Annotated in this window: 13 protein-coding genes and 2 tRNA genes; 6 read left to right on the forward strand and 9 right to left on the reverse strand. The window is 48.1% G+C overall.

Features of this window, described 5'->3' with window-relative positions; all coding sequences use genetic code 11:
* Window positions 1-130 precede the first annotated feature (130 nt).
* From OCV37_RS08305 to OCV37_RS08315, 3 genes are all read right to left on the reverse strand, one after another.
* Window positions 131-1,663: a sulfatase-like hydrolase/transferase gene (locus tag OCV37_RS08305; protein ID WP_038179684.1), complete on the reverse strand. Its 1,533-nt coding sequence runs from the start codon at window positions 1,661-1,663 to the stop codon at window positions 131-133.
* Between the two features lie 862 nt (window positions 1,664-2,525).
* A tRNA-Val gene (locus OCV37_RS08310) sits at window positions 2,526-2,602 on the reverse strand.
* 21 nt (window positions 2,603-2,623) lie between these two features.
* Window positions 2,624-2,700 (reverse strand) — tRNA-Val (locus OCV37_RS08315).
* A gap of 255 nt (window positions 2,701-2,955) precedes the next feature.
* Here OCV37_RS08315 and OCV37_RS08320 point away from each other — a divergent pair.
* Window positions 2,956-4,032 carry a GGDEF domain-containing protein gene (locus OCV37_RS08320; protein ID WP_315973419.1) on the forward strand — a complete coding sequence of 359 codons (1,077 nt, stop codon included), beginning with the start codon at window positions 2,956-2,958 and terminating at the stop codon, window positions 4,030-4,032.
* A 32-nt stretch (window positions 4,033-4,064) separates the two neighbouring features.
* Here OCV37_RS08320 and OCV37_RS08325 read toward each other — a convergent pair whose 3' ends face one another.
* Together OCV37_RS08325 and OCV37_RS08330 are read right to left on the reverse strand one after the other, a co-directional pair.
* Window positions 4,065-4,733 carry a DUF2726 domain-containing protein gene (locus OCV37_RS08325; protein WP_038179683.1) on the reverse strand — a complete coding sequence of 223 codons (669 nt, stop codon included), beginning with the start codon at window positions 4,731-4,733 and terminating at the stop codon, window positions 4,065-4,067.
* A gap of 154 nt (window positions 4,734-4,887) precedes the next feature.
* Window positions 4,888-5,865: a chemotaxis protein gene (locus OCV37_RS08330; RefSeq protein WP_038179682.1), complete on the reverse strand. Its 978-nt coding sequence runs from the start codon at window positions 5,863-5,865 to the stop codon at window positions 4,888-4,890.
* 510 nt (window positions 5,866-6,375) lie between these two features.
* Between OCV37_RS08330 and OCV37_RS08335 the strand changes: the two genes are divergently transcribed.
* The 3 genes from OCV37_RS08335 to pilW all read left to right on the forward strand — a co-directional run bounded on the left by OCV37_RS08335 (window position 6,376) and on the right by pilW (window position 8,623).
* Window positions 6,376-6,606, forward strand: a complete 231-nt coding sequence (locus OCV37_RS08335) for a hypothetical protein (RefSeq protein ID WP_038179680.1) — start codon at window positions 6,376-6,378, stop codon at window positions 6,604-6,606.
* A gap of 287 nt (window positions 6,607-6,893) precedes the next feature.
* Window positions 6,894-7,835 (forward strand): homoserine O-acetyltransferase MetA, encoded by a 942-nt coding sequence (metA, locus tag OCV37_RS08340; protein WP_038179678.1) that lies wholly within the window; start codon window positions 6,894-6,896, stop codon window positions 7,833-7,835.
* A gap of 149 nt (window positions 7,836-7,984) precedes the next feature.
* The gene (pilW, locus tag OCV37_RS08345) at window positions 7,985-8,623 is read left to right on the forward strand and encodes a type IV pilus biogenesis/stability protein PilW (protein ID WP_038179827.1); all 639 of its coding nucleotides are present in this window, start codon (window positions 7,985-7,987) and stop codon (window positions 8,621-8,623) included.
* Window positions 8,624-8,653: 30 nt separating this feature from the next.
* Here the strand turns inward: pilW and OCV37_RS08350 are convergent, their stop codons facing one another.
* The 3 genes from OCV37_RS08350 to OCV37_RS08360 all read right to left on the reverse strand — a co-directional run bounded on the left by OCV37_RS08350 (window position 8,654) and on the right by OCV37_RS08360 (window position 10,185).
* Entirely contained in the window at window positions 8,654-8,896 is a 243-nt protein-coding gene (locus tag OCV37_RS08350) for a hypothetical protein (RefSeq protein ID WP_038179677.1), read from the reverse strand.
* Between the two features lie 55 nt (window positions 8,897-8,951).
* Complete coding sequence (locus tag OCV37_RS08355) at window positions 8,952-9,197, reverse strand: hypothetical protein (RefSeq protein WP_051680425.1); 246 nt, start codon at window positions 9,195-9,197, stop codon at window positions 8,952-8,954.
* A gap of 115 nt (window positions 9,198-9,312) precedes the next feature.
* Window positions 9,313-10,185, reverse strand: coding sequence for a LysR family transcriptional regulator (locus tag OCV37_RS08360; protein ID WP_038179674.1), 873 nt, complete (start codon window positions 10,183-10,185; stop codon window positions 9,313-9,315).
* A 96-nt stretch (window positions 10,186-10,281) separates the two neighbouring features.
* Here OCV37_RS08360 and OCV37_RS08365 point away from each other — a divergent pair, with 96 nt between their 5' ends.
* Window positions 10,282-11,487, forward strand: a complete 1,206-nt coding sequence (locus OCV37_RS08365; protein ID WP_038179672.1) for an MFS transporter — start codon at window positions 10,282-10,284, stop codon at window positions 11,485-11,487.
* Window positions 11,488-11,535: 48 nt separating this feature from the next.
* Window positions 11,536-12,108, forward strand: coding sequence for a DUF1415 domain-containing protein (locus OCV37_RS08370; protein WP_038179670.1), 573 nt, complete (start codon window positions 11,536-11,538; stop codon window positions 12,106-12,108).
* A gap of 89 nt (window positions 12,109-12,197) precedes the next feature.
* On the opposite strand, the gene OCV37_RS08375 is transcribed toward OCV37_RS08370, so the two are convergent.
* Window positions 12,198-22,685 carry a VCBS domain-containing protein gene (locus OCV37_RS08375; protein ID WP_261888069.1) on the reverse strand — a complete coding sequence of 3,496 codons (10,488 nt, stop codon included), beginning with the start codon at window positions 22,683-22,685 and terminating at the stop codon, window positions 12,198-12,200.
* Window positions 22,686-22,698: the final 13 nt, after the last annotated feature.

Consider the following 22,698-nt stretch of genomic DNA (forward strand, 5'->3'; position numbering starts at 1 on the left):
CCTTTTCATTTCAAATTTGAGTTTCACGATCAATAATCCGATTCATTTCATAATCATTGACTCGTATAGATTCATTCCTATCTATAAGAAAACTCATCAAGAAAAATCATATGATTATAATATTCATAGACTACTTACAGTTGCTCCCTTTATATTGATCATCCAGATCAAACAGAGGCTCTTCCCATCCACCAATAGATTTATCATATTTATTTGCTTGCGCTGCTAGTTTCGCAACAATGTCCGGATATTTATCTGCGACATTATTTTTTTCTGCAACATCTTCATCCAAATTATATAATTCTGGTTTATCGAGTTTTTTCTTAACCATATGTGAGGATGTCATGAAATGAATTTTCCATTTTCCCATTCGAAAAGCTTGTAAATCCCCCATATAGTAATATGGCATCTCTTGCCTTGGAGATGCTTTACCTTGCAATAGCATCTGAGACATATCAAATCCATCCAGATTGACATTGGGCAAAGTGGAATGAGTCAATTTGGTTAATGTCGGTAAGAAATCTAAAGCAGAGAACATCTCATTGGAATGACCCGGTTTGATATGGCCTGACCACCGAATAATCGCAGGAACTCGCACGCCCCCTTCATAGGTTGTTGCTTTTCCGTCACGGTAAGGTAAAGCGGATCCCGCAGCACCATACTTTTGATATCCGAGCCAGGGTCCATTATCAGATGTAAAAATAACAATGGTATCTTCATCTAATCCCTGCTGGTGTAATTGACGGAGAATTCGACCTGCGGAGTCATCGATTTCTTTCATGACATCCCCATATGCTGTATCCGTAACCCCTTTAAATTTGGGAGAGGTAAATAAAGGCACATGGGTTTGAGGATATGAGACAAATAAGAAGAACGGATTGTCTTTATGCTCTTCGATATAATGGACGGCTCTGTTTGTTATATCCTGTGTGAACTCACTTTGATTCATAATACCTGTGATATTATCATCAAATTTTCCGTTATTTTTATAAGAGTGATATACAGGCACATCAAAAGCAGATTGGTTGCCACGGCCATCATTGCCAATCAGATCAGCTTTCTTCGATGCACGCTCTTTAAGTGCGGCTTTGCGTTCTTCAGGCGTACCACAATGGAGAGCACCAATGTTCTTTTGATTATCAAATTTGTTGTAGAACATATCATTAGAACCGGGAATGCCATACCATTCATCAAAACCATGTCGGGTCGGTGTAAACTGATTATGATCTCCGACACCCAAATGCCATTTCCCTAACAGCGCGGTGTCGTACCCATTGTCATCCAATATATCAGCAAGTGTCGTTTCGCTCTGAGGCAATCCATCCTTATCGAAGTCGAGCAATACATGCATGTGTTTTCCCCACATACCCGTCCGATTACCAAGCCGACCGGTAAATAATCCGGCTCTGGAAGGTGAACTCACCGATGAAGATGTATAAAAGCTTTGTAAATTGATACCGGCCCGGGAAAATTCATCCAGCTTCGGAGTCGTTACTTTTCCGCCATTGGCACTGATATCAGAAAACCCGGCATCATCCAGATATAATACGACAACATTGGGCTTCTTCACGGGTTCATTCGTGGATATTGCTGTAGCATTTGCAGGGATCGAGTGACAAAAAATACTGCTCGTCACTAACGTCGCTAATATTGTTTTCTTCATGAAAAACTCCATTGACACATATTTTCGAGTAAGAACTATGCCGACATTGAATAAAATGTAATTGACCATGTATATGCCATGACTTTAACTAAACCATGGCACATACGTTTCAGGATCATCATCAATATTTTTTACGCACAAAAAAAGGCAACACCCGAAAATGTTCAAGCCTGACCGGAATTTAAATAAATTCCTGATCACATTGCTTAACACAATCTGAGTATTGCCCTATTGAGGTAACAATCCCTTTAAATGCACAGGATTACTTCAAATAAAAGATAATTGAGTGAATCCTGACTGGCACTATCGGTAAAGACCAAATGATAATATCCCGTAATATTAACAATCATATTATCAATAAAGGTAATCGTTAGAGAAATAGAATGATTCTATGTTTTTCATTGAATAACACTATTGAAGACTTTTTTTTCTTAAAAACGTAGTAAAATAACGCCACTATCTGTCATATTTTCTCTATTTCTCCTTATTTTGTTGTTTTTTATTTACAAAAACAGACTTCACTGATCATTGTTCATTTGGTGTATCTGGGATGTAAACAAAGGAAAAATGCTATCGTCTCAAATTCAGAGTGATAAATATCTCAATTTTAGAGACCGACGGTTATTCCTTCAGCGGCACTTTTACGTCAGCGTAACGACAGTCACCGCAACGAGCTACGCTTTGGGTGAGCAAACTTGTTTTAGGTGAGCAAACTTATGTGATGCATCTTCGTGATTTAGTGCGAAAGCAAAAATACATGACAGGTGATAATGTGATAACAGGTGATAATGTGATAACAGGTGCTGAAAACAGAGAGGTATGAGTATAACAGGAAGATTTTTGAAGAAAGATAATGCAGATATGGTGCGTCTGAGTGGACTCGAACCACCGACCCCCGCCATGTCAAGGCGATACTCTAACCAACTGAGCTACAGACGCATTTTGATGTTTTCTTGTATATGGTGCGTCCGAGTGGACTCGAACCACCGACCCCCGCCATGTCAAGGCGATACTCTAACCAACTGAGCTACGGACGCATCAATCAAGAACGGAGTGGATATTAGCGACAGTCTGAACGTTGTGCAAGAAAAATTTCCCTGAAAATGAACCGATTGCCTTTAAGTTCACCAATATGAATCTTTTTTGTGCAATCGGAATCATTCTTGATCGAAATTTCATCCTTTTTTCTGTCGCGGCAAACTGCAATACGAGTCCAATTTTGTGACATTTACCCAAAAAACTAGTTGAAGTATTACAATGATTGCGTAACATATCTCAATTGGCTAGAACATATGCAGAACGCCCTTAAAATGGATGATCGATTACCTAATAAATCATACTTGCTCAGAACGTCCGTTCTTTCCGGTATCAGTCTATTTTTAACGTTGATAGCACTGTTCTTTGCCCTCTTCCATGCCATTCATCGCAACGATTTATTTCTGGCCTTCGCTGAGTGTATTCTGTCGATCTATTCTTACTTTATTTATACCCAACTCAAACAGAAGCGCTATCCCAAGCAGTACATCCTTTATTATGCTTACTATCTGATGTTTATGCTGTTAGCCGGCACATACTTTCAACCAATCGCTCAGGGGCTGTTCATCTGGAGTTGTCTTGCTCCGATCGTATTGTACTTATTACTCGGTATCAAACACGGCATGTATACCAGCGGCCTGTTTTTGGTGATTCAATCTGCGATCATCATGATGAAGCTCAGTCAGGATGCAACCTACAGCATGTTAGAAAGCATGTTTAATCTGGTGCTCTGCTATCTCGGGATCTGGATTGTGTCACATCTTTATGAATCCAATCGTTCTGATATTGAAAATTCACTGATGTATCTTGCTTCCCGAGATTCGTTGACGGGCACACATAACCGATTATCGCTGTCAACGTCGTTTTATCGTTTTACGACGACGAAAAAAGAGCAACAACATTTGAGTCTGCTCATTCTTGACATTGATTACTTTAAACAGATTAACGACCGGTTTGGTCATGACATTGGTGATAAGGTTTTGATCGAAACCAGTTTGATCATTAGCCGTATCGTCGGTGATGAGAATCTCTTTCGAATTGGCGGAGAAGAGTTTTGTATTACCTTATTCGATGTCGATTTGGATGAGGCCAAAAAAGTCGGTGAAAAGCTTCGCCACACCATCAGCAATCACCTGTTCAGCTTTGGTGACAAACGTTTACAGTTAACGTTAAGTATCGGAATCTGTCGTTACCGCAACGGGGATAACCTCTCTGACATCCTGAAACTGGCCGATATTGAGCTTTATAAAGCGAAGAAAAATGGGAAGAATCAGGTACGAATTTGTCAGACAGATTCCTCCTCGCTGAACGATGAGGTTTACAAATCAGCTTAATGTAGCGTTGCTACATGCCTTACTGCCTCCGATTACTCGTTCTCATCGTTATCTTCATAAACCACATTATAATTTTCAGTATAGTTACAATGTGGCTGGCGACTACAGGTAAAGAATCGCCGTCCCTTATAATCGCCCTGCGTCGCGACCCGAATAACCATCGGGCTGCCACATTTTTTACAGAATCGAACTTCTTTATCCGCTTCAATCAAATCAATATGAGCCGCCAGAAGTCGCCGTAACCGACTAACCTGATAGCTATATTTGATGTTTGCTCCAATCAAAGGAATATTGGCAGAGCGACAGACACTCAACAGCAGTTTTTCACGTTCAATCTTCGTCTTACTCAATGATTTCCCATTATCGAGTTCAATCACAGCCCGGGCTTCAAATGTTCTGGGATCACAGACGACAAACTGAAAACTATGTTTTGAAATCTTGTGGCTGGCAATAAAAATGTCTTTTTTCTTTTTCAGTCCGGTAGGAACTAATAACTGCGCCATGTTCACTTTGGCAAAGACAATCCCCTGCTCCCCAACCGCTTCAATTAATGCACGATAAAATATACTCTCTGCGGGGTTGAGCAACGGGCCGAATCGTCGATAACTATATTCTTGACTGTCATCTTTTTTAATGATGTAACGCTGCGCAAAAAGAAAGAATAAAACTAACAATGCAACAATAATAAAGATGTTCAGCATCGGAATGAAATACCTCCAGTGATGCGCTTTAGTGCAGAGCAGGCATGTGCCATCCCCATCGATCACACAAACCCGTCAGATAAAACAGAGTGTCCGGTCAATCCGAATGATCAATCATCGCCGACAGCTGAGAGATATACGGTTCTGAGTCTGGTTATACCGTTTCAAAAATATACTGATCCATCATGCCCACGAGTTTACCGATTTCCGGTTTGGTAATCGTGTCATTGGCACCCAATGTCAATGCTTTATGACGGTTATCATCACTCATCAGGGACGAGAACATGACAATTGGAATATCACGATATGAGTTATTATCTCTCAGTCGTTTCACCAAGTGCATTCCGTCCATACGAGGCATTTCCACGTCTGTCACCACTGCATCAATCAGCTCCCGAACCTGAACACCTTCCTTCGCGGCGGCTTGTTCAATACTCATTAATTTTTCAAAGGCCTCACCACCATCTTTACAGGCAATGACGTTATAACCGGCAGAGCTCAGGGTGTCTTGAATCAGACTACGAATAAATGCAGAATCATCAACGACCATGACAGTCTTCGCATTTCTTTTACTGACCATTTTCTGATTCAGGTCGATGCTTTTATCCACTCTGACATCATACTTTTCCATACTCAGTTCAGGGTTAATATCTGCAATGATTTTTTCAAAATCCAAAATCATAATCAGATGCCCTTCTTTGCGCACGACGGCTACCACACAATCTTGCTCACCGGCTTCAAGAAACTGACTTGGCGATTCAACATCATTCCACGAAATCCGGTGAATTCTGCTGACACTGTCGATTAAGAATCCATTTGTCATCCGGTTAAAATCCGTCACGATAACAAATTTGCTCTCCACATCCGGTGACTTCGGAATACCGAGCCAACCAGCCAAATCAACCAACGGCGTGAGGATATCCCGGGAAGAAAATACACCAATCATATGTGGCTGAGCATTCGGATAATCTGTGGTTTCCGGAACCTGAATCACCTCCCGGACTTTTGCTACGTTAATGCCGTAATAACAAGTTTTAGTGCCTCCGTTCGGTAGACGTTTTTCTATATGAAACTCGATAATCTCAAGTTCATTGGTGCCGCTTTCTGTCAAGATCGTACTAGTTTGACTCATACCACTCTACTTCTATTCTGGATTGATCCGGGCTGTAAAAACAGCAACTTTAACATTGTTATTGTAGATCTTATCTACCCGACTATCGTTATTTTATCGGTGAATAAACGAAAGAATATGACCAGTATCTGATTGTTTCATCTCAAACAAAACTTTCTCTTTCATCAGAGCAGCGCCGATCACATAGATGTTCCGTCATTCATATTGTCAGGGTTTCAAAAAAATAACAATAAATTCATCAGCTAAGTCAGCGTCAGTATCATCAGCTAATTTACTGAAACGCACGGCAGATACAAGCGCTGCTATCACGAAAATAACTTTAGAAATTTCATCATAAATTTTGGCAAAGATCACAGAGAAAAGGTGACTTATTCCCTGAGCATTGCCGGATAGATTGTATACTTTTTATACGGATTGTTGAAACTATTGCATCATTATAAAAAGTCATCCGAACAGTATGTGGTACCCGTTGGAAAACGATTGGAAGAGCAAAAATAGAAGGAACATACAATGAGACGCGATGAGCTAGGTATTTGTTTATCCCATGAGATGCTGGTAGACAATTTAGATTCAACTTTTACCTGTATCCGTGCTTATAAAGCCGTAGCCAATGATGTCGATGATTTGCCTCCTTTGCTTGCATTTCCTCAAATGAAAGGCAAAGACGTCCTATTATCGATGAAAGGCAGACACAAACTGATATGGCGAGCTGATTTCTTCTGCCCCAGTTTTCATAAGTAAACAAATTCCATCAATAAATCTGACCATTGTCTGTCATCTCATTTCTTGTCACCACAGATAGGCCAACCGCTCCGCAGCTGGCACTTATCTGTGGGAGACGGTTGGCATCTCTGTTTTTATGATGTTGCGTATCCATCACGCAATGTCAACTGGCAACTTGGAGTCAAACACCAATAACATTCAAAGATCCGTGTTAAGCATCCTTGATTTCTGCTCGACATATGAGATCGATTCGGTTAACTTTAGATGTATAGACGTCCAGATAGATTTATTGTGAGAGTGATACTGTGCCGATAAAGATTCCTGATCAACTTCCTGCAACGGATGTTCTTTTTCGAGAGAACATTTTCGTCATGCATGAATCTCGAGCTTCTACTCAAGAAATCAGACCGCTCAAAGTGCTGATACTGAATCTGATGCCTAAGAAAATTGAAACCGAAACTCAATTCTTACGGCTGCTCTCGAATAGCCCGCTACAGGTCGATGTTGAACTGTTGCGGATCGATGATCGTCCGAGCCGCAATACGCCCGAAGAACATTTAGACATGTTTTATCGGCAATTTGAGATGGTGAAAGACCGTTACTTCGACGGCTTAATTGTAACGGGCGCACCACTAGGATTGGTTGCTTTCGAAGATGTGGTCTACTGGCAGCATCTGGAATCCATCATTCAATGGGCCAGAGATCATGTCACTTCGACTTTATATGTCTGCTGGGCGGTTCAGGCCGGACTGAATATCCTCTATGGATTGCCAAAGCTGACGCGAAAAGAAAAACTCTCCGGGGTCTATACGCATTCATTGCAGAAAGACTTTCATCCGCTGATTCGCGGATTTGATGATTCTTTTCTCGCCCCGCATTCCAGATATGCAGATTTTCCGGTTGACTATATCCGGGAAAATACCAGCCTTGATATCCTTGCTGCTTCTGAAGATGCCGGCATGTATCTGGCAACCAGTCCGGATAAACGTCATGTGTTTGTCACGGGTCATCCCGAATATGATGCCTTCACATTACACAGTGAGTACGTTCGGGATCTGGGTGAAGGCTTAGAACCGACAATTCCGGTCAACTATTACCAGAATGACAATCCAGACAATCAACCCATTGCCAGTTGGCGAAGCCACGGACATCTGTTGTTTTCAAACTGGCTAAACTATTGTGTTTACCAACAGACTCCCTACGATCTGGAACACTTCAGTGAAGATAAATTCACCAAAGATGATTAAGAAACAACAGTATCAGATGCAAGAGCGGCCTGAACTCAGCAGGCCGCTTTTTTTATCTGCGTCGCAAGATAAACACGACCATATTCCCTCACCGTAGAATCACTTTATCATCGCTCAAATAAACCAGAGCATAATTAAGCGGAGGCCGTGTGACACGTCGATTGATTCTCGGGTGGTGGTTCATCATTTCAGGTTGCAGTCATACAGCCCCCGGAACGGCTGAACATCACCGGATTGCCGATGCCAGAATTACCCTGAGTATTGCCTATCTTCAACGTCATGAACCTCAAAAAGCCTTGTCCAACCTGATCCAGGCCGCCGAAATCGCGCCTCACTATATTCGATTGCAACTCGCACAAGCTTATTACTATGAAAAAGTGGGGGAAATAGACAAAGCCAAGCAGCAATATATATTGGCCTTGAGCGAGCATCCGAATCATCCGGATGTATATAATAACTATGGTACATTCTTGTGCAAACAAGGGGATGTCAAACAGGCACAACACTATTTCGCTGAGGTTTACTCAAGAAAAAACTACCCTCAGATTGCTGCCAGCTATGAGAATGCTGCGCTTTGCGCATTAAAATCCGGGCATACGTTACAAGCCAGTCAATTTTTCGTGCAGGCACTCAATCATGATCCAAAACGATTCCAATCTCAGTTCTATCTGATTGAGATCGCAATCAAAGCCCGGCAGTTCTCTATTGCCAGAACACGCCTCGCTACTTTTGTTCAAGATTTCGGGACAACGGAACAATCACTGGCATTTCAGCGTCAACTTGATTGAAGCTGTTTTGCTGGTGATGTCTTGCTGCTGTTAGTCACGCGGCGTTCGCGGCCAACGCATTGGGTGATATGGTTTTAACTTGTGGCGTTGTTTGTAATGAAGACGTCGACGTTTTAAAACATATTGTGTGCGGTGAATTCGCAAATATTCCCGAATCACCAGCCGAACGAATAAAATCAGTCCTATCGCGAGCATAATACCAATCACGATCAGAGCCGGCCGACATAACCAGTCAGGTTTACACGGAGCATAAAAGAAAACCTGAATATCCATCACCAGACTCCTCTCAGGATAACGGACCGACCATCATTCAGGCACCAGACACAGATTATCTTCGCCTTTTTGGTCGTCTTGCACGTTTGATCACTCGTTCAGATTTCAATCGATGCCTTTCTTTGTAATGTAACTTACGCCGGGCCTGAACATATTTTGCGCGATTTTTAATCCGGATATATTCACGAATCACAAGAATAACCAGCCACATCACCGCACTTGCCATTACGACATAGAATGTATACATCAAAGACTGGCATAACCAGTAAGGTTGACACGGCAGGTACATGTCAGCATCCATTTCAACCTCCCTGAGCCTATTCAGGCTGAAGTAAACTTCTTGTGTAAACCTAGCACGATTTCAACGTATGCACATTGTTCTCACTAACATTTTTCACTTTTACACCAATATCACTTCAAGAGACATGGTTTTTTACAAAGTGAATAAATGCCTGATTTGCATAAGAGAGATAACCGTCATTCCGCCATGCTAGTGCCAAATTTACAGGTACCGGTGGTTCAAAAGGGATCGCACAAACACCCGGTTCCTGATCTGTCACCAACTCAAGTAATGCACTGATTGCATATTCACGTTTGACGATCTTTAAAATCATCGGGAGCAGATTAGTTTCAAATGAAATCTGAGCATGGAAACCATGTGCCTGACAGGCCTGTTCAATGAATTCACGGTGGTAATAACCGGGTTGAAAAGTCACCAGCTCGTGTTGTAAAAAGGTCTCCAGACTGATGTGAGAAGCAGCGGCCAACTCATGATGTTGACTGACAACCGCGACCATCTGTGATGTCAGTAATGGGTCAACACTTAATCCCTCCGGGATATCTCGGTTCAAAATCACACCGATATCCAGCTCTCCGGCCAACAGCATACTTCGGATTGACTGACCGCCCGCCTCAACCACCGTCATTTTCAGGTCCGGATAGTGACTCTTAAAAGCCATGACAATTTCAGGGAAAAAATAAGACCCCGTCATACTCGGCGTCCCTAAACGCACCTCACCCTTGACCAATCCTTTCAACTCATTCATTGCCAGATGCGCATCATCAACCTGTTGTAAAATACGTTGGGCGTACTCATACAGTATCTTCCCTTCATCGGTCATACTCACTCGGCGCTCATCTCTTTTGAGCAGACGCGTCCCCAACTGCTGCTCAAACTTCTTAATCGAAATACTCAATGCTGACTGGGCAATATGGAGCGACCGGGCGGCCGCAGTAAAACTTCCGAACTGGACAATCGTAGTAAAATGCTTCAGTTGACGAATTTCCATAATATACAAATTATATAGCAACAATATTTTTAATATATTTTATTAATTAAGGCGCTAATGTTACGTTGGTCACAAGATAAACGGCAGGACAAATGAATGATCGAACGTCACACCCCTCAATATCGTCAGGTTTCTTTTGGATTAGCGCTCGGTGCTTTCATTGTCTTCTGTAATTTATATCTTTTTCAGCCGATTCTCCCCCATATGGCCGAGCTGTATCAGCTATCTGAAACGAAAGTGAACTGGCTCTTCGCCGCATCCACGCTCGCTCTATCGGTCACTTTAGTACCCTGGGCAATCTGTTCCGAGGTATTCGGACGCCGAAAAGTGATGATGATTGGCCTGCTGACACTCCCTTTACTCGGTCTCGCCCTGCTGCTACATCCGACATGGTGGACTCTTGTGGCTGCCCGCGCCCTGACCGGTGTTGCGATCGCTGCGTTTGCCTCCGTTGCCGTCGCCTACATGGTTGAAGAGTTTTCACCGCAGGCTTTTCAAGCCGCAATCGGCAGTTATATTGCTGCGAATTCATTAGGCGGGATCTGTGGACGAATTGCCGGAGGTAATCTCACCGATTTATTTAGCTGGGAGACTGCTGTCGCTGTCGTCAGCGTTTTGAGTATCGGCGGCGCATTCTATGTTTATTTCCGGCTCCCGCCGCAACAGCATTTTACACCTCGCAAAGGACAGTTTTTACAACATCAACGCTCCGTATTAATGCACCTTCGTCAACAGAAGCTGTGGCTGGCTATGTTGTTTGGGGGCGCAAACTTTGCCCTGTTTGTGAATCTGTACACTGTGATGGGGTTTCGTCTGGTGGCTGCTCCCTATTCGATCCCCGTCGGTCTGGCATCACTCATTTTTATCTGTTATCTGGGAGGCACCCTGAGTTCGCGTCTGACATCCCGCTGGCTCAGACACCATAATACCGTCTCCGGATTGATTGCCGGAACCTGTCTCAGTCTCTCCGGGATGTGGCTTGCTATGATAGAGTCACTCCCGATGATCATCATTGCTTTAATCTGTATTAGTTCTGGTGCCTTCTTTAGTCATACACTGGCTTACGCTTGGGTCAGTCAGCACGCCAAACAGGCGAAAGCAACTGCAACTGCGCTTTATTTGGTGCATTATTATCTGGGAGGAAGTCTTGGCGGGTTCTTTCTGATTGCTTGCTGGCAGTACGGAGGCTGGCACATGGTGGTCGCCGGAGGAACCATCATCTATTTGTTTTTGTTTACCTTATGCTGGCGTTTGAAAGAATTCGATTCTTTTCAGGCACAACAACATACCAACTCAGCTTAGATTTCATGGTATCCTGCCGACAAATTTTTTACGCGGTAATCTTACATAATGAACTCTCAATCAAGGCATACATTGATTCATCAAATGGTCGAACAATGGCTGACTCAGGTGGTCATCGGCCTCAACTTATGTCCTTTCGCGGCGAAACCCTATAAAAACAAACAGATCAAAATCCATATCAGTCCGGCACAACAAGAAGCGCAATTACTGGAAGATATTTATCAACAGTTACGCGAATTAGACACAACACCGCCGGAACAACTGGAAACGACCTTGGTTGTCGTCCCTGATTTTCTTTCATCATTCGATGACTACAATCAGTTTATTGACTGGATCGATGCCTTGCTGATACAGCATCAGTGGGAAGGTATTTATCAGGTTGCGACGTTTCATCCCGATTACTGTTTTGCCGGAAACCATCCTGAAGACGATGACAATCTCACCAACAAATCTCCCTATCCGATCTATCATCTGATCCGTGAAGACAGTATTGAGAAAGTCTTAGCACACTATCCGCACCCCGAATTCATTCCCGACCAGAATATTCAACGAATAAAAACCTTAACGCCCGCCGCAAAAAACAGCTTGTTTCACTATTTGCTGGCTGGCCAATCAAAGTAACCTCTTCCCCAATGAACAAAGCCAGTGTGATTGACCACACTGGCTTTTGATTGTCGCTTAACGGTTTTCTTGACTCAAAGACAGATCGATTAACCGTGATATTTCACTGAAAACTCATGATCATTGATAATCACCGCAATCGTGCTACTCGCATTAAACGTGGAATCATGACCAAAATCAGCAACATTCACATTGTTAATACTCAGATGCGTTTGTCCATGTTCAGATGTCACTTCAACATGTTGATCCAGATATTGCTGAATCGCATCATTATTCTGATTATCTAAGGCATCGGCTAACAGGTTAGATAAGTCAATCGCATCCTCACCGCTATGGAAATCCTGAATCTTATCTACAGAAGAAGAATCCAAAACAAACAGATCTTTACCTGCGCCACCAATGAGCAAGTCTGAACCATCCGCATGATGGCCATCTCTCGAGCCACCAATCAAGATATCATTACCTGCACCACCGGAGAGATAATCGGCACCGGACCCGCCGATCAGAATGTCATTGCCATCCCCCCCATATAGATGGTCATCATTATCTCCGCCATCCAGTAAATCGCCTTCGCTGCCATAACTACTGACAAGCGTGTCATCACCGTGACCACCCTGTAACCAGTCTGCACCACCAGAGCCGCCCTCAATCCAGTCGTTACCACCATGACCATCAATATGATCATTGTCATGTGAGCCAACCAAGTGATTGTCTTTATGGTCACCATCGGTTTGCCAGTAACTCCCGGCTTCAAACTGAGCGATTCGGTCTGCATAACTGGCGGCCATTGCTTCATGGTCAGTAATCACATCAACAGAACCTGTTGGTGTCACATCACCATTCACCGTTGGATAAGCATCGCTACCCAGAATCGAATAATCCCCGGTCACACCATTGGTTACATCCGCCAGTGCAACTGTTAATTGATGGGCACCACCCTGATCCCAATAGACAATTTCGACCGTCTGATATCCGGAACCATCGACAGTAAACGTAAAGGTATCAGTGGTTGCAGACTGAATACCGTCGTATGCGGCAACCACCACACCATCGATCTTGATCTGATAACCATCATCAGCCGTGACCTTGATTGAATAAGTCCCACTATCGAGAGCAACAGCCCCGGTTAAACGAACCACAGCATCTGATGAATTTTCCTTATCAGTGAAAACAACCGAACTATCGTCTCCGGTCCGCTCCAGCCATTCTTCCAGATTAGTTCGACCATTCAACCAATAAGCTGCATCGTACCCTCCCAAATCATGGGCGAATAAATCACTCCGATAATCCACTTTGGTGGAAGTAAACTCAGCGTTGGGATCCTGATTTTGGATAATCGCTAATGCATCAGCCAGGCTATCCACATTGTTCCAATGATTTGCCCAGCCTTCCTGATAGTTATAGAACTCACCATGAAGTCCGGTGCTCACCGACGGTGTCGCCTGCCCGGAAACTTCGAAGTTCAGAGAACTGGTGGCTGAATCACCATCATTATCTGTCACAACGTAATTAAATGAATCGGTTGCCGTTGTGCCTTTATCCAAAGCAGCTAACGCATCTTCATTGGCATCATAAGTGTAGTGACCATCGGCATAAACTGTCAGCGTTCCGTAATCACCGTGGATCACGGTGACACCATTATGTTCAGTGCCATCCTGCCATGTCACCGAAGCCATGCCATCAGCACCGGCATCGTAATCAACCGTCCCGGTCACAGTTGAATCAGGATGAGAATCCGGATGGTAATTCAGACTGGCAACAACCGTATAACTATCCGTTTCCCCTTCAGGGGTGACAACGGTTTTCGAAATAGAGCCGTCTTCTTTCTTAAAGCCTTCAATATCAACACGATACATGACACCATCGATCTCGACGTCAACATAATCGGTCGTCAATGTAATCGAGTCACCATCACTACTACTATTATTCGAAGTTTCGTCATGGTTGATATTCAGATTCAACGTCACAGCCTGAGTTACGCCATTGATCACGATTTGGGCAACAATGGTTAATACCGTGCTATGTAACGTAGATTCATCACTCCAGACGGAGCCATTATGATGCACTAATGTTGCCAGCTCGAACGGTTTGCCTTCCGAATAATCATGTGCACCCTGCTGTGCCGATGAGACTTGGTAAGAAGAATAACTGGAATCCCAAGGCCCGGAGGTTCCCCAAACAACTTTGGTATCACTTTGATAGGTATGCCAGTTCCCATTATCAAATACTGAATTGCCAAGAGATACCGCTGTGCCGGATACGGAAAAACTCAACGGAGTCTCTGTATCAACCACAATATTTGTCGAATGTGAATCCGGTGAATCATCTTCAATCGAAACACGAACCATCTCAGTTGAAACAGCCTGACCATCACTGGCAGCAATGCCGAAATCTACTTGCAACGTATCTTCAGTTGTCGGGTCAGGGTGATCAACCGGGCCTTGCAAATCAACCGTATATGAATAATGACCATTGCCTTCATCCGATAAGCTAATTGTCATCACCGTTTCACCATTTGCCTGACCGACCAGAGAACCATCTGCCAGTAATGTCCAAATGATCGCAATGCCATGACTATATAATGACGTTGTTGGCGCCACAAGTGACAGCGTCACTGAAGAGGAATCCGGATCGGACACAGAAAACGAGCCAGAGACTTGTTTGCTATTTGTGGTGTCACTCGAACCAGTACTATCCGGGTTGCCTTGAGGCAGACCTTCTTCAGAAACCGAAACCTGCTTTGCCGAATCCTCCAGAGTGAGCGTTGGCGCGTCATTGGTACCGGTAATATCAATCACAATATCTTGCGTGGTGCCGTCGCTCGCGGTCAGGGTAATGGTGTCTTTGACCTGCTCGTTTTGTGCCAGCGACTGAACTTTGCTTTGATCTAAGGTGTAAGTCCACTGACCGTCAACCAGCGTCAGGCTGCCGTAAGCCCCGGTGACCGTGGTATCGGCAAACTCCGGGTTGTCCCCGGCATCGGCATCACGAATAGCAATCGTGCCGCTGACCTGCGTCACATCCCCGACATCGCCTTCAGTCACCGCACCGGTCAGGGTGCCGCTCACCACCGGCGCATCATCCGTGCCGGTAATATCAATCACAATATCTTGCGTGGTGCCGTCACTGGCGGTCAGGGTAATGGTGTCTTTGACCTGCTCGTCGGCGTTCAGTGACTGAACTTTGCTTTGATCTAAGGTGTAGGTCCACTGGCCGTCAACCAGCGTCAGGCTGCCGTAAGTCCCGGTGACCGTGGTATTGGCAAACACCGGATTGTCTCCGGCATCGGCATCACGAATAGCAATCGTGCCGCTGACCTGCGTCACATCCCCGACATCCCCTTCGGTTACCGCCCCGGTGAAGGTGCCGCTCACCACCGGCGCATCATCCGTGCCGGTAATATCAATCACAATATCTTGTGTGGTGCCGTCACTGGCGGTCAGGGTAATGGTGTCTTTGACCTGCTCATCGGCGTTCAGCGACTGAACTTTGCTTTGATCTAAGGTGTAAGTCCACTGGCCGTCAACCAGCGTCAGGCTGCCGTAAGTCCCGGTGGCCGTGGTATCGGCAAACACCGGATTGTCATTACTATCGACATCACGAATGGCAATCGTGCCGCTGATCTGCGTCACATCCCCGACATCGCCTTCAGTCACCGCCCCGGTCAGGGTGCCGCTCACCACCGGCGCATCATCCGTGCCGGTAATATCAATCACAATCGCTTGCGTGGTGCCGTCACTGGCGGTCAGCATGATGGTGTCTTTGACCTGCTCGTCGGCGTTCAGTGACTGGACTTTGCTTTGATCTAAGGTATAGGTCCACTGCCCGTCAACCAGCGTCAGGCTGCCGTAAGTCCCGGTGGCCGTGGTATCGGCAAACTCCGGATTGTCCCCGGCATCGGCATCACGAATAGCAATCGTGCCGCTGACCTGCGTCACATCCCCGGCATCCCCTTCGCTCACCGCCCCGGTGAAGGTGCCGCTCACCACCGGCGCATCATCGGTCCCGGTCACGGTAATGGTCAGCGTGGTCGTACCGCTGGCCCCTTGATCATCGGTGACCGTCACAGGGACTTTAATCACCTGTGTTTCCCCTTCGCCTAATGCGTCATATCCAGAGGCATCAAAGCTGTAAGTTCCGTCGGCATTGAGCGTCAGTCCGGTCACTGTCGACCCGGTACTGAACGTTAACGTTTTATCCGCCGGTAAGTCCACATCAGTGGCAGTGATACTCCCGGTAATCGTTTGATCCTGCGTCACTGCCGCCGTGGCTGCCTGCGCCACCGGTGCGTCATTGGTACCGGTAATATCAATCACAATATCTTGCGTGGTGCCGTCACTGGCAGTCAGCGTAATAGTATCTTTGACCTGCTCGTCGGCGTTCAGTGACTGAACTTTGCTTTGATCTAAAGTGTAAGTCCACTGACCGTCAACCAGCGTCAGGCTGCCGTAAGTCCCGGTGACCGTGGTATCGGCAAACTCCGGATTATCATTGCTATCGACATCACGAATAGCAATCGTGCCGCTGACCTGCGTCACATCCCCGACATCGCCTTCAGTTACCGCCCCGGTGAAGGAGCCGGTCACCACCGGCGCATCATCCGTGCCGGTAATATCAATCACAATATCTTGTGTGGTGCCGTCACTGGCGGTCAGGGTAATGGTGTCTTTGACCTGCTCGTCGGCGTTCAGTGACTGAACTTTGCTTTGATCTAAGGTGTAGGTCCACTGGCCGTCAACCAGTGTCAGGCTGCCGTAAGCCCCGGTGGCCGTGGTATCGGCAAACTCCGGATTGTCATTGCTATCGACATCACGAATAGCAATCGTGCCGCTGACCTGCGTCACATCCCCGACATCGCCTTCAGTCACCGCGCCGGTGAAGGAGCCGGTCACCACCGGCGCATCATCCGTGCCGGTAATATCAATCACAATATCTTGCGTGGTGCCGTCACTGGCGGTCAGGGTAATGGTGTCTTTGACCTGCTCGTCGGCGTTCAGTGACTGAACTTTGCTTTGATCTAAGGTGTAGGTCCACTGGCCGTCAACCAGCGTCAGGCTGCCGTAAGTCCCGGTGACCGTGGTATCGGCAAACTCCGGATTGTCATTACTATCGACATCACGAATGGCAATCGTGCCGCTGACCTGCGTCACATCCCCGACATCGCCTTCAGTCACCGCGCCGGTCAGGGTGCCGCTCACCACCGGCGCATCATCCGTGCCGGTAATATCAATCACAATATCTTGCGTGGTCCCATCACTGGCAGTCAGGGTAATGGTGTCTTTGACCTGCTCATCGGCGTTCAGCGACTGAACTTTGCTTTGATCTAAGGTGTAAGTCCACTGGCCGTCAACCAGCGTCAGGCTGCCGTAAGTCCCGGTGGCCGTGGTATTGGCAAACACCGGATTGTCATTACTATCGACATCACGAATGGCAATCGTGCCGCTGACCTGCGTCACATCCCCGACATCGCCTTCAGTCACCGCGCCGGTCAGGGTGCCGCTCACCACCGGCGCATCATCCGTGCCGGTAATATCAATCACAATCGCTTGCGTGGTGCCGTCACTGGCGGTCAGGGTAATGGTGTCTTTGACCTGCTCATCGGCGTTCAGTGACTGAACTTTGCTTTGATCTAAGGTATAGGTCCACTGGCCGTCAACCAGCGTCAGGCTACCGTAAGTCCCGGTGGCCGTGGTATCGGCAAACTCCGGATTGTCCCCGGCATCGGCATCACGAATAGCAATCGTGCCGCTGACCTGCGTCACATCCCCGACATCGCCTTCAGTCACCGCGCCGGTCAGGGTACCGCTCACCACCGGCGCATCATCCGTGCCGGTAATATCAATCACAATATCTTGCGTGGTGCCGTCACTGGCAGTCAGCGTAATAGTATCTTTGACCTGCTCGTCGGCGTTCAGCGACTGAACTTTGCTTTGATCTAAGGTGTAGGTCCACTGGCCGTCAACCAGCGTCAGGCTACCGTAAGTCCCGGTGACCGTGGTATCGGCAAACACCGGATTGTCATTACTATCGACATCACGAATAGCAATCGTGCCGCTGACCTGCGTCACATCCCCGACATCGCCTTCAGTCACCGCGCCGGTGAAGGAGCCGGTCACCACCGGCGCATCATCCGTGCCGGTAATATCAATCACAATATCTTGCGTGGTGCCGTCACTCGCGGTCAGGGTAATGGTGTCTTTGACCTGCTCGTCGGCGTTCAGTGACTGAACTTTGCTTTGATCTAAGGTGTAGGTCCACTGGCCGTCAACCAGCGTCAGGCTGCCGTAAGTCCCGGTGACCGTGGTATCGGCAAACTCCGGATTGTCATTGCTATCGACATCACGAATGGCAATCGTGCCGCTGACCTGCGTCACATCCCCGACATCGCCTTCAGTCACCGCGCCGGTCAGGGTGCCGCTCACCACCGGCGCATCATCCGTGCCGGTAATATCAATCACAATCGCTTGCGTGGTGCCGTCACTGGCGGTCAGGGTAATGGTGTCTTTGACCTGCTCGTCGGCGTTCAGTGACTGGACTTTGCTTTGATCTAAGGTATAGGTCCACTGGCCGTCAACCAGCGTCAGGCTGCCGTAAGCCCCGGTGGCCGTGGTATCGGCAAACTCCGGATTGTCATTGCTATCGACATCACGGATGGCAATCGTGCCGCTGACCTGCGTCACATCCCCGACATCGCCTTCAGTCACCGCGCCGGTCAGGGTACCGCTCACCACCGGCGCATCATCCGTGCCGGTAATATCAATCACAATATCTTGCGTGGTGCCGTCACTGGCGGTCAGGGTAATGGTGTCTTTGACCTGCTCATCGGCGTTCAGCGACTGAACTTTGCTTTGATCTAAGGTGTAAGTCCACTGGCCGTCAACCAGCGTCAGGCTGCCGTAAGTCCCGGTGGCCGTGGTATTGGCAAACACCGGATTGTCCCCGGCATCGGCATCATGAATAGCAATCGTGCCGCTGACCTGCGTCACATCCCCGAGATCCCCTTCGGTTACCGCGCCGGTCAGGGTGCCGCTCACCACCGGCGCATCATCCGTGCCGGTAATATCAATCACAATATCTTGCGTGGTGCCGTCACTCGCGGTCAGGGTAATGGTGTCTTTGACCTGCTCATCGGCGTTCAGTGACTGAACTTTGCTTTGATCTAAGGTGTAAGTCCACTGACCGTCAACCAGCGTCAGGCTGCCGTAAGTCCCGGTGACCGTGGTATCGGCAAACTCCGGATTGTCATTGCTATCGACATCACGAATGGCAATCGTGCCGCTGACCTGCGTCACATCCCCGACATCGCCTTCGGTCACCGCCCCGGTGAAGGAGCCGGTCACCACCGGCGCATCATCCGTGCCGGTAATATCAATCACAATATCTTGCGTGGTGCCGTCACTGGCGGTCAGGGTAATGGTGTCTTTGACCTGCTCGTCGGCGTTCAGTGACTGAACTTTGCTTTGATCTAAGGTGTAAGTCCACTGGCCGTCAACCAGCGTCAGGCTGCCGTAAGTCCCGGTGGCCGTGGTATCGGCAAACTCCGGATTGTCCCCGGCATCGGCATCACGAATAGCAATCGTGCCGCTGACCTGCGTCACATCCCCGACATCGCCTTCAGTCACCGCGCCGGTCAGGGTGCCGCTCACCACCGGCGCATCATCGGTTCCAGTCACGGTAATGGTCAGCGTGGTCGTAACGCTGGCCCCCAGATCATCGGTGACCGTCACAGGGACTTTAATCACCTGTGTTTCCCCTTCGCCTAATGCATCATATCCAGAGGCATCAAAGCTGTAAGTTCCGTCGGCATTGAGCGTCAGTCCGGTCACTGTCGACCCGGTACTGAACGTTAACGTTTTATCCGCCGGTAAGTCCACATCAGTGGCAGTGATACTCCCGGTAATCGTTTGATCCTGCGTTACTGACGCCGTAGCTGCCTGCGCCACCGGTGCGTCATTGGTGCCACTGATATCAATCACAATATCTTGCGTGGTGCCGTCGCTCGCGGTCAGGGTAATGGTGTCTTTGACCTGCTCGTTTTGTGCCAGCGACTGAACTTTGCTTTGATCTAAGGTGTAAGTCCACTGCCCGTCAACCAGCGTCAGGCTGCCGTAAGCCCCGGTGACCGTGGTATTGGCAAACACCGGATTGTCATTACTATCGACATCACGAATAGCAATCGTGCCGCTGACCTGCGTCACATCCCCGACATCCCCTTCGGTCACCGCCCCGGTCAGGGTGCCGCTCACCACCGGCGCATCATCCGTGCCGGTAATATCAATCACAATATCTTGCGTGGTGCCGTCACTGGCGGTCAGGGTAATGGTGTCTTTGACCTGCTCATCGGCGTTCAGCGACTGGACTTTGCTTTGATCTAAGGTATAGGTCCACTGGCCGTCAACCAGCGTCAGGCTGCCGTAAGCCCCGGTGGCCGTGGTATCGGCAAACTCCGGATTGTCATTGCTATCGACATCACGGATGGCAATCGTGCCGCTGACCTGCGTCACATCCCCGACATCGCCTTCAGTCACCGCGCCGGTCAGGGTACCGCTCACCACCGGCGCATCATCCGTGCCGGTAATATCAATCACAATCGCTTGCGTGGTGCCGTCACTGGCGGTCAGGGTAATGGTGTCTTTGACCTGCTCGTCGGCGTTCAGTGACTGGACTTTGCTTTGATCTAAGGTGTAAGTCCACTGGCCATCAACCAGCGTCAGGCTGCCGTAAGTCCCGGTGGCCGTGGTATTGGCAAATACCGGATTGTCATTACTATCGACATCACGAATGGCAATCGTGCCGCTGACCTGCGTCACATCCCCGACATCGCCTTCAGTCACCGCGCCGGTCAGGGTGCCGCTCACCACCGGCGCATCATCGGTTCCAGTCACGGTAATGGTCAGCGTGGTCGTAACGCTGGCCCCCAGATCATCGGTAACCGTCACAGGGACTTTAATCACCTGTGTTTCCCCTTCGCCTAATGCATCATATCCAGAGGCATCAAAGCTGTAAGTTCCGTCGGCATTGAGCGTCAGTCCGGTCACTGTCGACCCGGTACTGAACGTTAACGTTTTATCCGCCGGTAAGTCCACATCAGTGGCAGTGATACTCCCGGTAATCGTTTGATCCTGCGTTACTGACGCCGTAGCTGCCTGCGCCACCGGTGCGTCATTGGTGCCACTGATATCAATCACAATATCTTGCGTGGTGCCGTCGCTCGCGGTCAGGGTAATGGTGTCTTTGACCTGCTCGTTTTGTGCCAGCGACTGAACTTTGCTTTGATCTAAGGTGTAAGTCCACTGGCCGTCAACCAGCGTCAGGCTGCCGTAAGCCCCGGTGACCGTGGTATTGGCAAACACCGGATTGTCATTACTATCGACATCACGAATGGCAATCGTGCCGCTGACCTGCGTCACATCCCCGACATCCCCTTCGGTCACCGCCCCGGTGAAGGAGCCGCTCACCACCGGCGCATCATCCGTGCCGGTAATATCAATCACAATATCTTGTGTGGTGCCGTCACTGGCGGTCAGGGTAATGGTATCTTTGACCTGCTCGTCTGCATTCAGTGACTGGACTTTGCTTTGATCTAAGGTGTAAGTCCACTGGCCGTCAACCAGCGTCAGGCTGCCGTAAGTCCCGGTGGCCGTGGTATCGGCAAACTCCGGATTGTCCCCGGCATCGGCATCACGAATAGCAATTGTGCCGCTGACCTGCGTCACATCCCCGACATCGCCTTCAGTTACCGCCCCGGTCAGGGTACCGCTCACCACCGGCGCATCATCCGTGCCGGTAATATCAATCACAATCGCTTGCGTGGTGCCGTCACTGGCGGTCAGGGTAATGGTATCTTTGACCTGCTCGTCTGCATTCAGTGACTGGACTTTGCTTTGATCTAAGGTGTAAGTCCACTGGCCGTCAACCAGCGTCAGGCTGCCGTAAGTCCCGGTGGCCGTGGTATCGGCAAACTCCGGATTGTCATTGCTATCGACATCACGAATAGCAATCGTGCCGCTGACCTGCGTCACATCCCCGACATCGCCTTCAGTCACCGCGCCGGTCAGGGTACCGCTCACCACCGGCGCATCATCCGTGCCGGTAATATCAATCACAATATCTTGCGTGGTGCCGTCACTGGCGGTCAGGGTAATGGTATCTTTGACCTGCTCATCGGCGTTCAGCGACTGAACTTTGCTTTGATCTAAGGTGTAAGTCCACTGGCCGTCAATCAGCGTCAGGCTGCCGTAAGTCCCGGTGACCGTGGTATCGGCAAACTCCGGATTATCATTGCTATCGACATCACGAATAGCAATTGTGCCGCTGACCTGCGTCACATCCCCGACATCCCCTTCAGTCACCGCCCCGGTCAGGGTGCCGCTCACCACCGGCGCATCATCCGTGCCGGTAATATCAATCACAATATCTTGCGTGGTGCCGTCACTCGCGGTCAGGGTAATGGTGTCTTTGACCTGCTCATCGGCGTTCAGTGACTGAACTTTGCTTTGATCTAAGGTGTAAGTCCACTGGCCGTCAACCAGCGTCAGGCTGCCGTAAGTCCCGGTGACCGTGGTATTGGCAAACACCGGATTGTCATTG

The organism is Vibrio rhizosphaerae (genome assembly GCF_024347095.1).
Taxonomy (GTDB): Bacteria; Pseudomonadota; Gammaproteobacteria; order Enterobacterales; family Vibrionaceae; genus Vibrio; species Vibrio rhizosphaerae.

Excerpts from the sequence above, each read along its gene's own strand:
- OCV37_RS08305 (WP_038179684.1), bottom strand. The coding sequence starts at position 1,663 with ATGAAGAAAACAATATTAGCGACGTTAGTGACGAGCAGTATTTTTTGT.
- OCV37_RS08330 (WP_038179682.1), bottom strand. The coding sequence starts at position 5,865 with ATGAGTCAAACTAGTACGATCTTGACAGAAAGCGGCACCAATGAACTT.
- OCV37_RS08335 (WP_038179680.1), top strand. The coding sequence starts at position 6,376 with ATGAGACGCGATGAGCTAGGTATTTGTTTATCCCATGAGATGCTGGTA.
- OCV37_RS08370 (WP_038179670.1), top strand. The coding sequence starts at position 11,536 with ATGAACTCTCAATCAAGGCATACATTGATTCATCAAATGGTCGAACAA.
- OCV37_RS08320 (WP_315973419.1), top strand. The coding sequence starts at position 2,956 with ATGCAGAACGCCCTTAAAATGGATGATCGATTACCTAATAAATCATAC.
- OCV37_RS08350 (WP_038179677.1), bottom strand. The coding sequence starts at position 8,896 with ATGGATATTCAGGTTTTCTTTTATGCTCCGTGTAAACCTGACTGGTTA.
- OCV37_RS08325 (WP_038179683.1), bottom strand. The coding sequence starts at position 4,733 with ATGCTGAACATCTTTATTATTGTTGCATTGTTAGTTTTATTCTTTCTT.
- OCV37_RS08360 (WP_038179674.1), bottom strand. The coding sequence starts at position 10,185 with ATGGAAATTCGTCAACTGAAGCATTTTACTACGATTGTCCAGTTCGGA.
- OCV37_RS08355 (WP_051680425.1), bottom strand. The coding sequence starts at position 9,197 with ATGGATGCTGACATGTACCTGCCGTGTCAACCTTACTGGTTATGCCAG.
- OCV37_RS08365 (WP_038179672.1), top strand. The coding sequence starts at position 10,282 with ATGATCGAACGTCACACCCCTCAATATCGTCAGGTTTCTTTTGGATTA.